This is a genomic window from Nocardioides aquiterrae (assembly GCF_039526625.1).
Lineage (GTDB): Bacteria > Actinomycetota > Actinomycetes > Propionibacteriales > Nocardioidaceae > Nocardioides > Nocardioides aquiterrae.
In genome coordinates this window covers 31,849-45,439 of sequence record NZ_BAAAJE010000028.1, presented here as the reverse complement: position 1 = coordinate 45,439, position 13,591 = coordinate 31,849, and the positions used below count along the sequence as shown (strand labels likewise).

General features: G+C 74.1%; 21 protein-coding genes. 7 read left to right on the top strand and 14 right to left on the bottom strand.

Annotated elements, in window-relative coordinates; translation table 11 throughout:
• Together cobT and ABD086_RS21800 are read left to right on the top strand one after the other, a co-directional pair.
• On the top strand, positions 1 to 1,020 hold the full coding sequence (gene cobT / locus ABD086_RS21805) for a nicotinate-nucleotide--dimethylbenzimidazole phosphoribosyltransferase (protein WP_343910142.1): 1,020 nt from the start codon (positions 1 to 3) through the stop codon (positions 1,018 to 1,020).
• A complete protein-coding gene (locus tag ABD086_RS21800; protein WP_343910140.1) occupies positions 1,013 to 1,708 on the top strand; it encodes an adenosylcobinamide-GDP ribazoletransferase in 696 nt (231 codons plus the stop codon). Before cobT ends, ABD086_RS21800 begins: the two co-directional genes overlap by 8 nt.
• On the opposite strand, the gene cobU is transcribed toward ABD086_RS21800, so the two are convergent.
• Together cobU and ABD086_RS21790 are read right to left on the bottom strand one after the other, a co-directional pair.
• Positions 1,705 to 2,214 carry a bifunctional adenosylcobinamide kinase/adenosylcobinamide-phosphate guanylyltransferase gene (cobU, locus tag ABD086_RS21795; RefSeq protein ID WP_343910138.1) on the bottom strand — a complete coding sequence of 170 codons (510 nt, stop codon included), beginning with the start codon at positions 2,212 to 2,214 and terminating at the stop codon, positions 1,705 to 1,707. The genes ABD086_RS21800 and cobU overlap by 4 nt on opposite strands.
• A complete protein-coding gene (locus ABD086_RS21790) occupies positions 2,211 to 3,689 on the bottom strand; it encodes a cobyric acid synthase (protein ID WP_343910136.1) in 1,479 nt (492 codons plus the stop codon). Before ABD086_RS21790 ends, cobU begins: the two co-directional genes overlap by 4 nt.
• A gap of 37 nt (positions 3,690 to 3,726) precedes the next feature.
• On the opposite strand from ABD086_RS21790, the gene ABD086_RS21785 reads away from it, so the two are divergent.
• Positions 3,727 to 4,539 (top strand): siderophore-interacting protein, encoded by an 813-nt coding sequence (locus ABD086_RS21785; RefSeq protein ID WP_343910134.1) that lies wholly within the window; start codon positions 3,727 to 3,729, stop codon positions 4,537 to 4,539.
• Between the two features lie 6 nt (positions 4,540 to 4,545).
• On the opposite strand, the gene ABD086_RS21780 is transcribed toward ABD086_RS21785, so the two are convergent.
• From ABD086_RS21780 to ABD086_RS21765, 4 genes are all read right to left on the bottom strand, one after another.
• Positions 4,546 to 4,722 (bottom strand): DUF1059 domain-containing protein, encoded by a 177-nt coding sequence (locus ABD086_RS21780; RefSeq protein ID WP_343910132.1) that lies wholly within the window; start codon positions 4,720 to 4,722, stop codon positions 4,546 to 4,548.
• Positions 4,700 to 5,560: a histidine kinase dimerization/phospho-acceptor domain-containing protein gene (locus tag ABD086_RS21775; RefSeq protein WP_343910130.1), complete on the bottom strand. Its 861-nt coding sequence runs from the start codon at positions 5,558 to 5,560 to the stop codon at positions 4,700 to 4,702. Before ABD086_RS21775 ends, ABD086_RS21780 begins: the two co-directional genes overlap by 23 nt.
• Before the next feature lie 39 nt (positions 5,561 to 5,599).
• Entirely contained in the window at positions 5,600 to 6,751 is a 1,152-nt protein-coding gene (locus ABD086_RS21770) for an NDMA-dependent alcohol dehydrogenase (RefSeq protein ID WP_343910128.1), read from the bottom strand.
• 91 nt (positions 6,752 to 6,842) lie between these two features.
• Complete coding sequence (locus ABD086_RS21765; RefSeq protein WP_343910126.1) at positions 6,843 to 7,562, bottom strand: SDR family NAD(P)-dependent oxidoreductase; 720 nt, start codon at positions 7,560 to 7,562, stop codon at positions 6,843 to 6,845.
• Between the two features lie 110 nt (positions 7,563 to 7,672).
• Between ABD086_RS21765 and ABD086_RS21760 the strand changes: the two genes are divergently transcribed.
• Positions 7,673 to 7,828 carry a hypothetical protein gene (locus tag ABD086_RS21760; protein ID WP_343910124.1) on the top strand — a complete coding sequence of 52 codons (156 nt, stop codon included), beginning with the start codon at positions 7,673 to 7,675 and terminating at the stop codon, positions 7,826 to 7,828.
• A 16-nt stretch (positions 7,829 to 7,844) separates the two neighbouring features.
• On the opposite strand, the gene ABD086_RS21755 is transcribed toward ABD086_RS21760, so the two are convergent.
• Genes ABD086_RS21755 through ABD086_RS21745 form a run of 3 tightly spaced genes read right to left on the bottom strand, consistent with a single transcriptional unit; the run spans position 7,845 to position 9,096 of the window.
• Positions 7,845 to 8,021 carry a hypothetical protein gene (locus tag ABD086_RS21755; protein ID WP_343910122.1) on the bottom strand — a complete coding sequence of 59 codons (177 nt, stop codon included), beginning with the start codon at positions 8,019 to 8,021 and terminating at the stop codon, positions 7,845 to 7,847.
• 11 nt (positions 8,022 to 8,032) lie between these two features.
• Positions 8,033 to 8,230 carry a DUF1918 domain-containing protein gene (locus ABD086_RS21750; RefSeq protein ID WP_343910120.1) on the bottom strand — a complete coding sequence of 66 codons (198 nt, stop codon included), beginning with the start codon at positions 8,228 to 8,230 and terminating at the stop codon, positions 8,033 to 8,035.
• A 2-nt stretch (positions 8,231 to 8,232) separates the two neighbouring features.
• Positions 8,233 to 9,096, bottom strand: coding sequence for a 2-oxo acid dehydrogenase subunit E2 (locus ABD086_RS21745; protein ID WP_343910118.1), 864 nt, complete (start codon positions 9,094 to 9,096; stop codon positions 8,233 to 8,235).
• A 149-nt stretch (positions 9,097 to 9,245) separates the two neighbouring features.
• On the opposite strand from ABD086_RS21745, the gene ABD086_RS21740 reads away from it, so the two are divergent.
• Positions 9,246 to 9,935, top strand: coding sequence for a DUF4389 domain-containing protein (locus ABD086_RS21740; protein WP_343910117.1), 690 nt, complete (start codon positions 9,246 to 9,248; stop codon positions 9,933 to 9,935).
• Here the strand turns inward: ABD086_RS21740 and ABD086_RS21735 are convergent.
• Complete coding sequence (locus ABD086_RS21735; RefSeq protein ID WP_343910115.1) at positions 9,932 to 10,153, bottom strand: DUF2188 domain-containing protein; 222 nt, start codon at positions 10,151 to 10,153, stop codon at positions 9,932 to 9,934. The genes ABD086_RS21740 and ABD086_RS21735 overlap by 4 nt on opposite strands.
• A 170-nt stretch (positions 10,154 to 10,323) precedes the next feature.
• On the opposite strand from ABD086_RS21735, the gene ABD086_RS21730 reads away from it, so the two are divergent.
• On the top strand, positions 10,324 to 10,725 hold the full coding sequence (locus ABD086_RS21730) for a DUF6855 family protein (RefSeq protein WP_343910113.1): 402 nt from the start codon (positions 10,324 to 10,326) through the stop codon (positions 10,723 to 10,725).
• A gap of 23 nt (positions 10,726 to 10,748) precedes the next feature.
• Here the strand turns inward: ABD086_RS21730 and ABD086_RS21725 are convergent, their stop codons facing one another.
• From ABD086_RS21725 to ABD086_RS21710, 4 genes are all read right to left on the bottom strand, one after another.
• Complete coding sequence (locus ABD086_RS21725) at positions 10,749 to 11,138, bottom strand: hypothetical protein (protein ID WP_343910110.1); 390 nt, start codon at positions 11,136 to 11,138, stop codon at positions 10,749 to 10,751.
• Complete coding sequence (locus ABD086_RS21720) at positions 11,135 to 11,500, bottom strand: hypothetical protein (RefSeq protein WP_343910108.1); 366 nt, start codon at positions 11,498 to 11,500, stop codon at positions 11,135 to 11,137. The genes ABD086_RS21725 and ABD086_RS21720 overlap by 4 nt, the downstream gene beginning before the upstream one ends.
• A complete protein-coding gene (locus ABD086_RS21715; protein WP_343910107.1) occupies positions 11,497 to 12,717 on the bottom strand; it encodes a hypothetical protein in 1,221 nt (406 codons plus the stop codon). Before ABD086_RS21715 ends, ABD086_RS21720 begins: the two co-directional genes overlap by 4 nt.
• Positions 12,718 to 12,807: 90 nt before the next feature.
• On the bottom strand, positions 12,808 to 13,080 hold the full coding sequence (locus ABD086_RS21710) for a DUF3303 domain-containing protein (protein ID WP_343910105.1): 273 nt from the start codon (positions 13,078 to 13,080) through the stop codon (positions 12,808 to 12,810).
• Positions 13,081 to 13,116: 36 nt separating this feature from the next.
• On the opposite strand from ABD086_RS21710, the gene ABD086_RS21705 reads away from it, so the two are divergent.
• Entirely contained in the window at positions 13,117 to 13,575 is a 459-nt protein-coding gene (locus tag ABD086_RS21705) for a GNAT family N-acetyltransferase (protein WP_343910104.1), read from the top strand.
• Positions 13,576 to 13,591 lie beyond the last annotated feature (16 nt).

Genomic DNA, 13,591 nt, shown 5'->3' with positions numbered 1-13,591 from the left:
ATGCGCCGACCCTCCTCCCAGGCGGCGGCCGCCGCTGCCGCGCGGCTCGCGGCCCTCGCGACCCCGCCGGGCGCCCTCGGCCGGCTCGGCGACCTGGCGGTCTGGCTGTGCGCGGTCCAGGACGCGGTGCCGCCGCGCGAGCTCACGAACGTCCGGCTGGTCATCTTCGCCGGCGACCACGGGGTGGCGCGGCACGGCGTGTCGGCGTACCCGCCCGCGATCACGGCGGCGATGGTCCGCACCTTCGTGGCCGGCCGGGCCGGCGCGAACGCCCTCGCCGCGGCCCACGGGGTGCACGTCCGCGTGCTGGACCTCGGCGTCGACGACGACCTCGACGGCGTGCCCGACGACGTACGCCGCCACAAGGTGCGCCGCTCGTCCGGCGCCATCCACCTCGAGGACGCGCTGACCCCCCAGCAGGCGCGGGCCGCGCTGGCGGCGGGCGCGGACATCGCGCGCGAGGAGATCGCCGCGGGCGCGGACCTCCTGCTGAGCGGTGACATGGGCATCGGCAACACCACCCCGGCGGCCGCCCTGGTCGCCGCGGCGCTGGGCCTCCCGGCGGCGGAGGTCACCGGCCGCGGCACCGGCGTCGACGCGGCCGGGCTGGCGCGCAAGCAGGCGGTCGTCCAGCAGGCGCTCGACCGCGCGGGCGGGCGCGTCGACGACCCGGTCGAGACGCTGGTCGCACTGGGCAGCGCCGACCTCGCCGCGAGCACCGGCTACCTGCTCGAGGCCGCGCGCCACGGCGTCCCGGTCCTGCTCGACGGACTGATGGCCGTCGCGTGCGCGCTCACCGCCGACCGGATGGACCCGGGCGCCGCCTTCTGGTTCGCGGCCGGCCACCGCTCGACCGAGCCGGCCCAGTCGCTCGCGCTCGCGAAGCTCGGCCTCGAGCCGGTCCTCGACCTCGGGCTCCGGCTGGGTGAGGGCAGCGGCGCGGTCGCCGCCGTACCCGTGCTGCGCAGCGCGGTCGCCCTGCTCCGCGACGTCGCCCTGCTCGAGGAGCTCGGTGGCTGACGCCTGGCGGCTCGCCCTCGGCACCCTCACCGCGCTCCCCGTGCGGCCGCCGGGCCGGGTCGACCGCCGCACCACGCGCGCCGCCATGCTCCTCGCGCCGCTGGCCGCGCTGCCGCTCGGCGTGCTGGTCGCCGCGGTGCTCGCCGTCGGCGTCGCGCTCGCCCTGCCACCGCTGGCGTCCGGGCTGCTCGGTGTCGGCGCCCTCGCCGCGGGCAGCCGCGCGCTGCACTGGGACGGCCTGTCCGACACCGTCGACGGACTGACGGCGTCGTACGACGCGGCCCGGTCGCTCGAGGTGATGCGGTCCGGCACCAGCGGCCCGGCCGGCGTGCTCGCCACCGTCGTGGTGGCCGGGCTGCAGGCCGTGTCGTTCGCCGCGCTCGTCGACGCCCCGCTGGTCGCCGGCGCCCTGGTCTGCCTGTCGCGGTGCGCGCTGTGGATCGTGTGCTGCACCCGCGTCCCGGGCGCCCGGCCCGACGGGCTCGGCGCGTCGTACGTCGGCACCGTGCCGCTCCCGGTGGCCGTCGTCGGCGGGGTGCTGCTTTCGGTCACCGGCGGCCTGGCGGTCCTGCTGCTCGTGCGGCGGGTGACGCGGCGCTTCGGCGGCGTCACCGGCGACGTGATGGGCGCGGCGATCGAGGTCGCTCTCGCGGTCAGCCTGCTGACCTGGGTCGCCCTTCTCGGCTAGAGCTTCAGCACCCGCCCGGCCACGACCAGGTGCACCTCGTCGCAGGCGGCGGCGAAGCGCTTGTTGACCTCGCCGAGCAGGTCGCGGAAGAGCCGCCCGGAGCGGTGCTCCGGCACCACGCCCCAGCCGACCTCGTTGGTCACCAGCACCACGTCCGCGCGCAGGACCCGGACCGCGGCGGCGACCTCCTCCTCGACGTACGCCGAGACGTCCTCGGTGCGGGCGTCCCACATCCCCGCGTCGTCGACCAGCCGGGTCAGCCAGGTGCCGAGGCAGTCGACGAGCACCGGGCCGCGGGTGCGCAGGGCGGCGGTGAGGTCGCCGGTCTCGAGCGTGGTCCAGGTGCGCGGCCGCCGGGCCCGGTGCGCCTCGATCCGGGCCAGCCAGTCGGCGTCGTCGTGGACCGGTCCCGGCGCGACGTACGTGACGGCCGCCCGGTCCGCGAACAGCTCCTCCGCGTGCGCCGACTTGCCGGACCGCACCCCGCCGGTGACCAGGACCCTCACGCGGCGGCCCCCGGCGGCAGGAGCGGCACGTCCGGCGCGCCCGCGACGGCCAGCGTGTGCAGCGCGTCCAGGTCCAGGTGCTCCTCGACCAGGTCGGCGAGCAGCTCCAGCCGGCGTTCGCGCGCGGCCGCGAAGCTCACCCCCGAGGGCTCCCACACGTGCCCGGTGGCGCGGGCGACCGCGGTGAGGAAGGCGGTCCGGAAGGAGTCGCCCTCCAGGCTGCCGTGCCACATCGTCCCGAACACGTGGCCGGCCCGCGCGCCGCCGAGGAACTCCTCCACGCCCGCGCCGCAGGTGACCCGGCCGTGGTGGATCTCGTAGCCGGCGGTCGGCGCGCCGAGCGCGGCGCCGCGCGGCAGCCGCAGCACCTTCTCCGGGGCGAAGTCCGTGCGGACGTCGAGCAGTCCCAGCCCCGCCACCTCGCCCGGAGCCCCCTCGACGCCGTGCGGGTCGGCGACCGTCCGCCCGAGCATCTGGAACCCGCCGCAGATGCCCAGCACCGGACGTCCGGCCGACGCGTGCGCGACGACCGCGCGGTCGAGGCCCCGGTCGCGCAGCCAGGCCAGGTCGGCGACCGTGGCCCGGGTCCCGGGGACCACGACCAGGTCGGCGTCCGCCAGGGCACGCGGGTCGCTCGCGAACACCACGTCCAGCCCCGGCTCCAGCCCGAGCGCGTCGACGTCGGTGAAGTTGCTGATCCTCGGCAGCCGCACGACCGCGACCTTGAGCGCCGCCCGCTGGTCGCGCCCGCGCCGCCCGTCCAGGTCCAGCGCGTCCTCCGAGTCCAGCCACAGGTCCGGGTGCCAGGGCAGCACGCCGTGCACTCGCCGACCGGTCAGCGCCTCCAGCTGGGCCAGGCCCGGCGCCAGGAGCCCCCGGTCGCCACGGAACTTGTTCACGACGAAGCCCGCGACCAGCCGCTGGTCCTCCGGCTCCAGGAGCGCGACCGTGCCGTACAGGGCCGCGAACACCCCGCCGCGGTCGATGTCGCCGACCACGACCGTCGCCAGGCCGGCGTGGCGGGCGAGCCCCATGTTCACGAAGTCGCTGCTGCGCAGGTTGATCTCGGCGGGGCTGCCCGCACCCTCGGCGACCACCACGTCGTACCGCGACGACAGGTCGTCCCAGGCGTCGTACGCCGCCCGGGCCAGGCGCTCCCGGCCGGTGGCGAAGTCGGACGCGTCGACCGTCCCGGCCGGCTGCCCCATCACCACCACGTGGCTGCGCAGGTCACTGCCCGGCTTGAGGAGCACCGGGTTCATCGCCGCCTCGGGCTCCGCCTGCGCGGCGACCGCCTGGATCCACTGAGCGCGCCCGATCTCGCCGTCGGCGCACACCATGGAGTTGTTCGACATGTTCTGCGCCTTGAACGGCGCGACCTTCACACCGGCCCGCGCGAGCGCCCGGCAGATACCGGTGGTCACGACGGTCTTGCCCGCGTCGGAGGTGGTCCCGGCGACCAGCAGCCCGCTCATGGCGGCCACTGTAACGAGGTAAGGGTAGCCTTACTCCATGGCGTACTACGGAACGGTCGAGTCGGCGACGTGGCTCACGCCCGCGCTGGTGCGGGTGGTGCTGGGCGGTCCGGGTCTGGCCGGCTTCGCGGTGTCCGGCGACACCGACGCCTACGTCAACGTGGCGATCCCGCCGGCGGGTGCGCCGTACGACGCCGTGTTCGCGCCGGCCGACGTGCGGGAGGCGCACGACCGGGCGCACTGGCCGGCCCGCCGCCGCTACACGGTGCGCGGCTGGGACGGCGCTCGCCTGGTGCTCGACGTCGTCGTGCACGGCGACGCCGGTGTCGGCGGGCGCTGGGCGTCGAGCGCCGCGCCCGGCGACGTGCTGGTCCTGGAGGGTCCCGGGGGCGGCTACCGACCCGACCCCGAGGCCGACTGGCACCTGCTCGTCGGCGACGAGTCCGCGCTGCCGGCGATCGCCGCGTCGCTCGAGGCGGTCCCGGCCGGACGCCGCGCGGTGGTGCGCCTGGTCTGCGACGGTCCGGAGCACGAGGTCGAGCTGAGCTGCCCGGGCGAGCTCGACCTCGCCTGGCTGCACCGGTCCGGTACGCCGGCGGACGCCGAGCTGCTGCCCCGCGCGGTCGCGGACCTGGCCTTCCCCGCCGGCCGGGTGCACGCGTTCGTGCACGGCGAGGCCGACGAGATCCGCGCGATCCGCCGGCACCTCCTCGGTGAGCGCGGCCTGCCGCGCTCCGCGATGTCGTGCTCGCCGTACTGGCGCCGGAGCATGACGGACGAGGCGTGGCGCCAGGTCAAGCGCGACTTCGTCGCGCAGATGGACGCCGACGTCCCCACCTCGGCCGCCTGACGACGGTCAGGCGACGCGGACGACCTTGCTCTCCACGGCGGCGACGACGTCGGGAGTGAGGTCGGTGATGCCGTGGTCGGCTGCCGCGTGGGACGCGACGGCGGACATCAGCGCACCGCGGTCGGCGTTCTCGAAGGTGGCGGCGCAGCCCGGCATGACATCACCGCAGGCGAGCTTGAACATGGTTCTCCTCATGGGTTGTCCGGCGGGGTCCGGTGCCCCGCGGGACCCGGACCCACAGGACGGCACTGTCGTCGTCCTGATCGGCGCCCATTGTCCCACCATGCGCAACCACCAGGGCCCTGGCGAGGTAGAGACCGATGGTCACGCCGGTGCCGTCGTCGTTCAGCTCGAACGGCTCGAACAGCGCGGTCAGCACGGCGTGGTCGATGGGATCGGCGTCCCGGACCACGGTGATCTCCCACCACGGGCCGGTCTCCGCGACCGACAGCCGCACGCTCCGGGGCTCCGGTCGGGACTGCGCCGCCGTCCAGAGGTCGCGCAGGACGCGGCGGAACAGGTCGGGGTCGACGTGGAGGACGACGTCGGGACCGAGCCCGTGCACCTCGTCGAGCCCCAGGGTCTCGGCGAGCTCGCCGACCGGCACCGGGGACCGCTCGACCCGCACCAGGCCGAGCGAGGCGGCGGCGAGCAGCTCGACGTCCCGGACGCGCTCGTCGAGGCGGTCCAGCGCGGCCGCGAGCTTCGCCACCGTCCGTTCGGCGGCGGCCGGTGGCACGTCGCCCTCGGCGAGCATCGCTGCCCACCCGCGGGCGGTCGTCAGGGGCGTCCGCATCTCGTGCGCGAACGCGGCCAGGAACCGGTCCCGCTCACGCGCCGCGTCGGGGTCCGGCTGGTTGGTCACCCGCGCCGACCCGGCGTCGACGAACCCACGGACCCAGCGGTGCACGAGCGCGGGCTCCACCGACCAGTGCGAGGCCACCTCGGCCACGCTCCGGCCGGAGAGCACCTCCAGCACCGCACGCACCCGCGGATCCGGGTGCTCGAGCCAGGGCGTCACGTGCCTCCCATCGGTCGGTGGCACGAGGACCTGTGCCGTTCAGTCGTCGTAGACGATGACGCCGCGGATGTTCTTCCCGTCGCGCATGTCCTGGTAGCCCTGGTTGATCTGGTCCAGAGAGTACGTCGTCGTGACCATCTCATCGAGCTTGAGCCGGCCGTCCATGTAGAGGTCGAGCAGCCGCGGGATGTCGTAGCGCGGGTTGGCGTTGCCGAAGATGCAGCCGACGAGCTCCTTGCGCATCATCGACATCTCGAACAGATTCAGCTTCACGTCGTCGGCCATCATGTTCGCGACGGCGGTGACGACGCCGCGGCCGGCCTTCTTGACCAGGCTCATCATCGGCGCGATCAGGTCGCCGGTGGCCAGCCCGACGGCGAGGATCGCCTTGTCCGCCATCGCGCCCTGGGTGATCTCGCTGATCAGCGCCTGCGCGTCCGCCATCGACGCCGCGGTGTGCGTGGCCCCGAGCGTGAGGGCCTTCTCGCGCTTCCAGTCGACGGGGTCGATCGCGACCACGTACCGGGCGCCGGCCATCGCCGCGCCCTGGACGGCGCTCATGCCGATCCCGCCGATGCCGACCACGGCGACGGTCTCGCCGGACTGCACGTCGGCGGCGTACGTCGCCGAGCCCCAGCCGGTCGTCACGCCGCAGCCCACCAGCGCCGCGCGCTCGAGCGGGACGTCCGGGCGGATCTTCACCGCGGAGTCGACGTTCACGACCGTGTACGGCGAGAACGTGCCGAGCCCGACCATGATGCCGAGGTCGCGACCGTCCTTGGCGTGGTGCCGGTAGGAGAAGTCGCTGAGCTGCATGCCGCTGAGCAGGAACGCGCCGAGGTCGCACAGGTGCTGGTGCCCGGTCGAGCACGAGGGGCACTTGCCGCAGGACGGGATGAAGCTGAAGACCACGTGGTCCCCGACCTCGAAGCCGACCGTGTCCGGCCCGACCTCCTGGACGACACCCGCGCCCTCGTGGCCGCCGATGACCGGGAACTGCTTGAGCCCGAAGGCCTCCGCCAGCTCCGGGTCCAGGACCATGTCGCCGGTGACCAGGTGCTCGTCGGAGTGGCACAGGCCGGACGCCGCCAGCTTGACCAGCAGCTCACCCCGCTTCGGGGGGTCGAGCTCGATGTCCTCCACACTCCACTCGGTGTGCGGCTCCCACAGGATGGCGGCGCGGGTCTTCATGCTGTGCTCCCTCGGCTCCGGAAGTAGAACGTGTTCTCGGAGCAACGTAGCCCTCCGGGGCGGCCGCTGTCAGCGCTCTGCGTGAAACTCGTCACAGGAGGTTGAGGCCGCCGTCGAGCACGACCACCTCGCCGGTCAGGTAGTCGCTCGCGACCAGGTCCGACACCAGTCCCGCGACGTCCGCGGGGGTCGCCGCACGCCGCATCGGCGACCGCTCGCGCCAGAGCCGCTGGGCCTCGGTCCAGTCCGCGGTCAGCGGGGTGTCCACCAGGCCGGGCGCCACCGCGTTCACCCGCACCTCGGGGCCGAGCGCCGCCGCCAGCAGCCGCGTGACGTGGTTGAGCGCGGCCTTGCTCGCGGCGTACGGGATGGAGGAGCCCTTCGGGCGCACGCCCGCGTGGCTGGTCACGTTCACCACGCAGCCGCGGGCCGCCCGCAGGTACGGCGTCGCCGCGGTCGCCAGCGCGAAGGGGCTCACCAGGTTGACCTCGAGGACGTCGCGCCACTCCTGGGGGGTCGCCGCGGCCAGGTCAGCGTGCGGGATCGGCCGGCTCACCCCGGCGTTGTTGACGAGCACGTCGAGCCGCCCGAGCCGGGCCAGCGCAGCGGACACCGTCGCCAGCGCGGCATCCGCGTCGGCCAGGTCGGCCTGCAGGTAGGAGCCGCCGAGCTCCCCCGCGATCCGCTCGCCCTCCTCGACACTGCTCCCGGAGTGGACGACGACGTGGAACCCGTCCGCCGCGAGCCGGCGGGCGATCGCCGCGCCGATGCCGGACGTGCTGCCGGTGACGAGGGCGACGCGCTGGGTCATGCGGGCACCCTAGGGCGTGGGCCGGGACTGGAGCGCTGGGGGCTTTGGTCCCGCCCGGCACGGACCGCCGGCCCTGATCCGCGCGGTGCCCCCGCTGCCAGCCTCGGCGCATGAACGGAACCAACTACGACGTCCACGCGCACTCGCCCTTCTTCTGGGTGGCGTTCCTGGCGGTCGCCGTCACCGCCACCGTCGCGCTGATGTGCCTGTTCCTGTACGGCGTCGGGCGCGGCAGCGACGGCGGTCGGCACCACCCGTCGCACTGACCGCCGGGATCCGCCGCTACTCCGGGCGCTGGGCCCGGTCGCGCGCGGAGCGCCGCCGGACCCGGTACTGCTCCGAGGTCAGGTAGCGCCGCAGCGCGGCGAGCATCGACTCGCTCCCGCGCGGCGGACGGCCGACGACCGCGTTCTTCGCCTCCGCCGCGGCGCGTGCCTTCTCGATCTCCTCGCCGGACATGGCGGCCTCCTTCACCCCTCGCGCGGGAAGTGCTGGACCTCGGCGTCGGGACCCGGGTACACCAGCGACTCGTGCCCGGTGTCCGACCACCGCACGACGTACGGCGGGCTGCCGTCCTCGTGCCGGACCTCGACGATCTCGCCGTCCCGCACCGACTCGCCGACATGGGCGCTCCGGACCACGAGCCGGTCTCCGACTGCGGCGTGCATGTCTACCTCCCCTGGCTGGCTTCGCTGACGGACTCCGCGCGCAGTCCGGCGAGGTGCGGCTCGAACCGCTCCGGCTCGGCGCAGTACTCCCGGATCGCGCGTGCGAACGAGACGGCCTGCCGGCCGTCGACGTACCGGTGGTCGAAGGTGGCCGTGAGCGTCACCATCGGCCGCACCACGACCCGTCCCTCCACGGCCATCGGGCGCGGCGAGACGGAGCCGACGAGGACCAGCACCGGCACCCGGTAGTAGCTCGCGAGCGGCGAGTAGGCGCGCGTCACGTCCCACATGCCGACCGACGAGATCATCGCGCTGCCGAACGGGTGCCGGTGGATGCCCAGGGCCGGCAGGTCGAGGCCGAGGTCGCAGGCCAGGAACGAGCTGAGCCGGATCGCCGGCCGCACCGCCCACTGGGGCAGCAGGTCGAGGGTGTGCTTCACCTGGCCGAACGACCGGTCGTCGCCGCTCCGGGTCGCCGCGGCGGCGGCGCGCAGCTCGCGCGCCAGCTCCACGACCGACTTCGCGTCGGCGCGCTCGATCTTGGCTCCGGTGAGCTCGTCGGAGCCGGGGTCGCTGATGATGAAGAAGACGTCGGTCGTCGGGTACGGCCGCTCCCGGCCGCGGGCGATCGCCACCCGCAGGCTCGGCACCTCGTGCAGGGCGTGGGCCACGGCCCGGCCGACCAGGTGGGTGACGGTGACCGGCTCCTCGGCGTCCGACCGCGTCATCGCGACGAAGTCGAGCATCGCGGCGGCGTCGATGTCGAGGTCGCCGTAGAACTGGGGATCGGACGGCGGCCCCCACGCCGCCCACGCGAGCTTGCGCCAGCCGTGCAGTGCCTGGGACACCGGGGTCCGGTTGCTCATCGTCGCCTCCTCCGCCCCCATCGCCAGCGTCGCGGGCGCCGGTCGGGACGCGGCAGGGTCGGTCGCCATCGCGCGCCGGGACCTTCGCCCCTCCTGCCGGTCCTGGGCCGGGCACAGGCTGGGAGGCAGGACGAGCGAAGGAGACTGCGATGAGCGCGACGTATCCGGTCCACACGTATCCGGTCCACGTGGACGCCGATCTCGACGAGGGGATCAGCCGCGGCCTCTGGCTGGTGAAGTGGTTGCTGGCGATCCCGCACTTCGTGGTGCTGCTCTTCTTGTGGATCGCGTTCGTCGTGCTGAGCGTCGTGGCGTTCTTCGCGATCCTGTTCACGGGCCGGTACCCGCGCTCGATCTTCGACTTCAACCTCGGGGTGCTGCGCTGGACCTGGCGGGTGTCGTTCTACGCGTACGGCGCCCTGGGCACCGACCGCTACCCGCCGTTCACGCTGCGCGACGTTCCCGACTACCCGGCGCACCTCGACGTCGACTACCCCGAGCGGCTCTCGCGCGGTCTGGTCCTGGTGAAGTGGTGGCTGCTGGCCATCCCGCACTACCTGGTGGTCGCGATCTTCACGAGCGGCTCGGTGTACATCGGCGGCCGGGCGGCGCAGAGCGACACCTCACCGGTGTGGAGCACCGGCCTGATCGGCCTCCTCGTGCTGTTCGCCGCCGTGGCCCTGCTGTTCACCGGGCGCTACCCGCGCTCGATCTTCGACTTCGTGCTCGGCATGCAGCGCTGGGCGCTGCGCGTCGGGGCGTACGCCGCCCTGATGACCGACGACTACCCGCCGTTCCGCCTGGACATGGGCGGCCACGACCCGGGTGCCCTCACCTAGGACGGCAGCTCGTCGCTCCTGCGCGGGTAGCGGTTGCGCTCGACGACGCGGCCGTCGGCACTCCTGATCACGTGCTGGACGCCGCGGACGCGGGCCTCGCTGCGCCCCACCTCGGCGGCCGCCTCCCGGGTCCGGTACTCGCCGGGCAGGGCTTCCCGCCCGCCGACCCGGTTCCGCCACACCTCACCGTCGCAGTAGGTCTCGATCGGCTCTCCCATCACCCTCTCCTCCCCAGGTGGGACGAGTACCCGGTCGACGACCGGACCACTCGGCCAGCGTGGCGTTACGGTGACGCCGTGGTTGCCGAACGGCCGGCGAGCGACCGGTTCGACGCGCTCGGCGACCGGGTGCGGCGCGTGCGGAGCGCCGGACAGGAAGGTGACCGACCATGACCGCAGGCACCGCCGACGACCCCTGGGTCCTCAGGACCGCACCCGGCACCTCGGAGTACCGCATGTACCGCGACCCCGACGCCGATCTCCCGGCGCTGGTCTGCGTCGTCGGGACCACGACGCTGAGGTACCACCTGCGCGCGGTCGACGACCTCCACGCGATGCTCGTCGAGCGCGGGGACTGGGTCGACCTGGGCGCGGCCGACGAGCAGAAGCCGGCGAAGGAGGGCTCGGTCGAGGCCTGGGGCCGCGACCCGGCCAACCCGGTCGGCGGCTGGTACGGCCTGCGCAAGGGCTACCGGGGCCGGTTCGGCATGTACCTCCCGCCGCTGCTCGAGCACCTCGGGCTGGCAGAGCTCGAGCACCACCCGCGCAACAACCGGGTCCGCGCGACGTAGCCGGCGACCGCCCAGCCTGGTGCTCAGGCGAGCGTCCAGGCCCCCGGGCTGACCTCGTGCCCGTGGGCGCGCAACTGCTGGACCGCGGTCGTCAGCGCGATCGCGGCCCGCTTCGGCGCCCGGCGGTACTCCTCGCCGGACACGACCGTGAGCGTGACCGCCGTGCCACCGCCGTCCGGGGTCGCCCGGCCCTCGATCGTGGTCCAGTTGAAGGTGCCGGAGGCGACGTCGAACCAGTCGACGAAACGCGACCTGAAGTGGTCCGGGCCGCGCTCCTTGGCCTTGAACCGCTCCCGGGCCAGTTCGGCGACCAGCACGCCGATCGCCTCCTCGGCCGGGGCGGAGGTGCGCAGCACCAGGTGGGGCGTCCCCGCGTGGTGCCGGTCCCAGCCGCCGATCTCGAGGTCGGTCATGCGACCGGCCCGCGGCGTACCCGCTCCCACTGGGCCTCCGCGGCGGCGAGCTCCGCGACGACCTCCGCGGGCGGCTCCACCTCGACGGCCAGGCGGGCGAGGTTCTCGCGCGCCTGCTCGCGCAGTCGCGCGGCCTCGGGGGTGACGTCGACGCCGCCGAGGACGGCGCGGAGCGTGGTCTCGCCCCGGTCGATGCGCTGCTGCACCGCGCGCCAGTCGGGGCCCAGTCGGCCCTCGCGGGCCGCCTCCGCCCGCTCGTCCTGCTGGGCGGCGAGCTCGCGGTCGGACGCGGCAACCTGCTGCTGGAGGCCGTCGACGAGGGCGTGCAGCCGCGCGATCGGGTCGTCGGCCGCGGTGCTCATGCCGCCGCGCTCCCCACACCGCCCTGGGCGAGGTCCTCGATCAGCGCCAGCCGGTCCAGGATCGCCGTCCTCGCCTCGGCGAACCCCTGGATGGCCGACTCGATGGTCTCGAAGACGCCGTAGATCAGGCGCACGTTCTTCACAACCGCCTCGATGTCCTGGTACGCCGTGACCGCGCCGGCCAGCCAGCCCACCACCGGGGTCGCGGCCTCGGCGGCCATCTTCATCAGCTTGTTCGCGATCAGGTTGAGGGCCGCGCCGATGGCGGTGCAGGCGAGCTTGCAGACGGTCGCGAGCCGCTTCACCAGGTCGGCGGCGACGCCGTACGCCGCGCCGAGCTCGAACACGTCGTAGGTCATCGTCGCCATCGCGGTCCGGAAGGCGTCGCCGGACTCGCCCTGCCAGGTGGCCGGCGTGCTGGCCACCAGGCCCGCGTGGTTGCGGGCGATCGCCCCCGCGGCATCCCCGGCGTGGCTCCAGGACTCCCCGGCGCGGAAGATGCCCTGCCAGTCACCGGCCAGCGGGTGGTAGACGCAGCGGTCCAGGATCGAGAAGCCGATGAACTGCTCCGCGACCCAGTCGATGCCGCCGAGCAGCCCGCCGGCCGTCCAGCGCAGGTCCTGGACCGGGTTCTCCGGTGCCTGCCCGGGCACGAGGTACGACGACGCGTCGGCGACCTCCCCCACCGGACCGGCCCCTCCCCACTGACCGAGCGCGTCGATGAGCGACGTCGCGTCACCGACCGCGCCGGTCACGGCTCCGACCGTGTCGGCGGTCTTCTGCCAGAAGAACGAGTTGACCTCGCCATACCCGTCCGGGGCGCTCTCCCCGGCCGCCCCGAGGATCGGGCCGCCCAGGTCGGGGCTGTCGCCGGCGGCGCCCGAGCCGCCTGTGCCGCCCGTGCCCCCGAGCTCGCCGAGGAGCCGGGCGAAGGACGCGCCGACCTGCCCGTCGGTGTCGGCGAGGTCGACGGCCGTGTCGCCGACCGCGCCCGCCAGGCGCTGCTCGACGGCGGCGACCAGGTGGGCGGCTTGCTCGCCGGCCCAGATCGCCGCCTCCGAGAGCGGGTCGAACATCGAGAGCAGCAGTCCGGTGGAGTCGCCGATGCCGGCGTTCGCGGGCAGGTAGGCGGCGATGGCGTCCGCGTGCGCCCGCTGGCGCTCGAGGAGCTGCTGGCTCAGCGCCAGGGTGTCGTACTGGATGACGATCTCACTCATGGTTCCCCCGAGAGCGCGTGCGTGTGGTGCCCTCGACTCCTGCCCCGCTCGCGACGCCGCGAAACGCCGCGGCGGGCCGGCGGCGCCCGTCTAGCCTTCCGCGCGCCTCCTGGCCTCGGCTCCGGTGATGACCGGCCGGATGTCGATGTCCATGAGGGCCGACCAGTGCTCCCTCCACTGTGCGAGCTCTTCTGCCGTCGCACCTTCCATGACCTGCCAGCAGGTGGTCAGCTCCGGGTCGGTCCAGGAGCCCAGCACCCGCACCGAGTCCGGCAGGCCGCGCCCCTCGGCAGCGAACTTCGCATAGATCTCCCGGGCTGCGCCGGGCTTCCAGTGCTCGACAGCCAGTGTCAGGTTCGGCATGCGGCCACCACCCTTCGTGCCATGCGGAGCCCCCGTATGAAGATCCGGATCCGTGCGTTCCCGCTACCTATCCTTGACCGGGTGGAAGACACCGCGGAAGTCCTCGTCCGGACGCCTCCGAATCTCCAGGACTACCTGCACCTGAGGGCCGCTTCGGGGCTGACGCCGAAGTCGGCTGCGGAAGGCCAGGGCGCACTGGCTGGCAGTTGGTGCTGGAGCGTGGTCCAGCGTGGAGGACGCGCTGTTGCGATGGGTCGGGTGATCGGCGACGGGGGCTGGTACTTCCACATCGCCGACATGGCGACGCTGCCCGAGCACCAAGGCCGCGGACTGGGGCGGCGCGTGCTCGACGACCTCTTGGCGCAGATCAGTGCAGCCGCGCCAGCAGCGCCGTACGTGACGCTCATGGCTGACGCGCCGGGACGCCGCCTCTACGAGTCGATGGGATTCGTGGAGACCGCGCCCGAGTCGCTCGGCATGCGCCTCGCGCACTGAGCCGCCCGTCATCGCG

What these genes read in the sequence shown, in the direction of transcription:
- cobT (WP_343910142.1), top strand. Translation starts at nt 1, where the DNA reads ATGCGCCGACCCTCCTCCCAGGCGGCGGCCGCCGCTGCCGCGCGGCTC.
- ABD086_RS21790 (WP_343910136.1), bottom strand. Translation starts at nt 3,689, where the DNA reads ATGAGCGGGCTGCTGGTCGCCGGGACCACCTCCGACGCGGGCAAGACC.
- ABD086_RS21785 (WP_343910134.1), top strand. Translation starts at nt 3,727, where the DNA reads ATGGCGTACTACGGAACGGTCGAGTCGGCGACGTGGCTCACGCCCGCG.
- ABD086_RS21780 (WP_343910132.1), bottom strand. Translation starts at nt 4,722, where the DNA reads ATGTTCAAGCTCGCCTGCGGTGATGTCATGCCGGGCTGCGCCGCCACC.
- ABD086_RS21770 (WP_343910128.1), bottom strand. Translation starts at nt 6,751, where the DNA reads ATGAAGACCCGCGCCGCCATCCTGTGGGAGCCGCACACCGAGTGGAGT.
- ABD086_RS21765 (WP_343910126.1), bottom strand. Translation starts at nt 7,562, where the DNA reads ATGACCCAGCGCGTCGCCCTCGTCACCGGCAGCACGTCCGGCATCGGC.
- ABD086_RS21760 (WP_343910124.1), top strand. Translation starts at nt 7,673, where the DNA reads ATGAACGGAACCAACTACGACGTCCACGCGCACTCGCCCTTCTTCTGG.
- ABD086_RS21755 (WP_343910122.1), bottom strand. Translation starts at nt 8,021, where the DNA reads ATGTCCGGCGAGGAGATCGAGAAGGCACGCGCCGCGGCGGAGGCGAAG.
- ABD086_RS21750 (WP_343910120.1), bottom strand. Translation starts at nt 8,230, where the DNA reads ATGCACGCCGCAGTCGGAGACCGGCTCGTGGTCCGGAGCGCCCATGTC.
- ABD086_RS21745 (WP_343910118.1), bottom strand. Translation starts at nt 9,096, where the DNA reads ATGAGCAACCGGACCCCGGTGTCCCAGGCACTGCACGGCTGGCGCAAG.
- ABD086_RS21740 (WP_343910117.1), top strand. Translation starts at nt 9,246, where the DNA reads ATGAGCGCGACGTATCCGGTCCACACGTATCCGGTCCACGTGGACGCC.
- ABD086_RS21735 (WP_343910115.1), bottom strand. Translation starts at nt 10,153, where the DNA reads ATGGGAGAGCCGATCGAGACCTACTGCGACGGTGAGGTGTGGCGGAAC.
- ABD086_RS21730 (WP_343910113.1), top strand. Translation starts at nt 10,324, where the DNA reads ATGACCGCAGGCACCGCCGACGACCCCTGGGTCCTCAGGACCGCACCC.
- ABD086_RS21725 (WP_343910110.1), bottom strand. Translation starts at nt 11,138, where the DNA reads ATGACCGACCTCGAGATCGGCGGCTGGGACCGGCACCACGCGGGGACG.
- ABD086_RS21720 (WP_343910108.1), bottom strand. Translation starts at nt 11,500, where the DNA reads ATGAGCACCGCGGCCGACGACCCGATCGCGCGGCTGCACGCCCTCGTC.
- ABD086_RS21715 (WP_343910107.1), bottom strand. Translation starts at nt 12,717, where the DNA reads ATGAGTGAGATCGTCATCCAGTACGACACCCTGGCGCTGAGCCAGCAG.
- ABD086_RS21710 (WP_343910105.1), bottom strand. Translation starts at nt 13,080, where the DNA reads ATGCCGAACCTGACACTGGCTGTCGAGCACTGGAAGCCCGGCGCAGCC.
- ABD086_RS21705 (WP_343910104.1), top strand. Translation starts at nt 13,117, where the DNA reads ATGAAGATCCGGATCCGTGCGTTCCCGCTACCTATCCTTGACCGGGTG.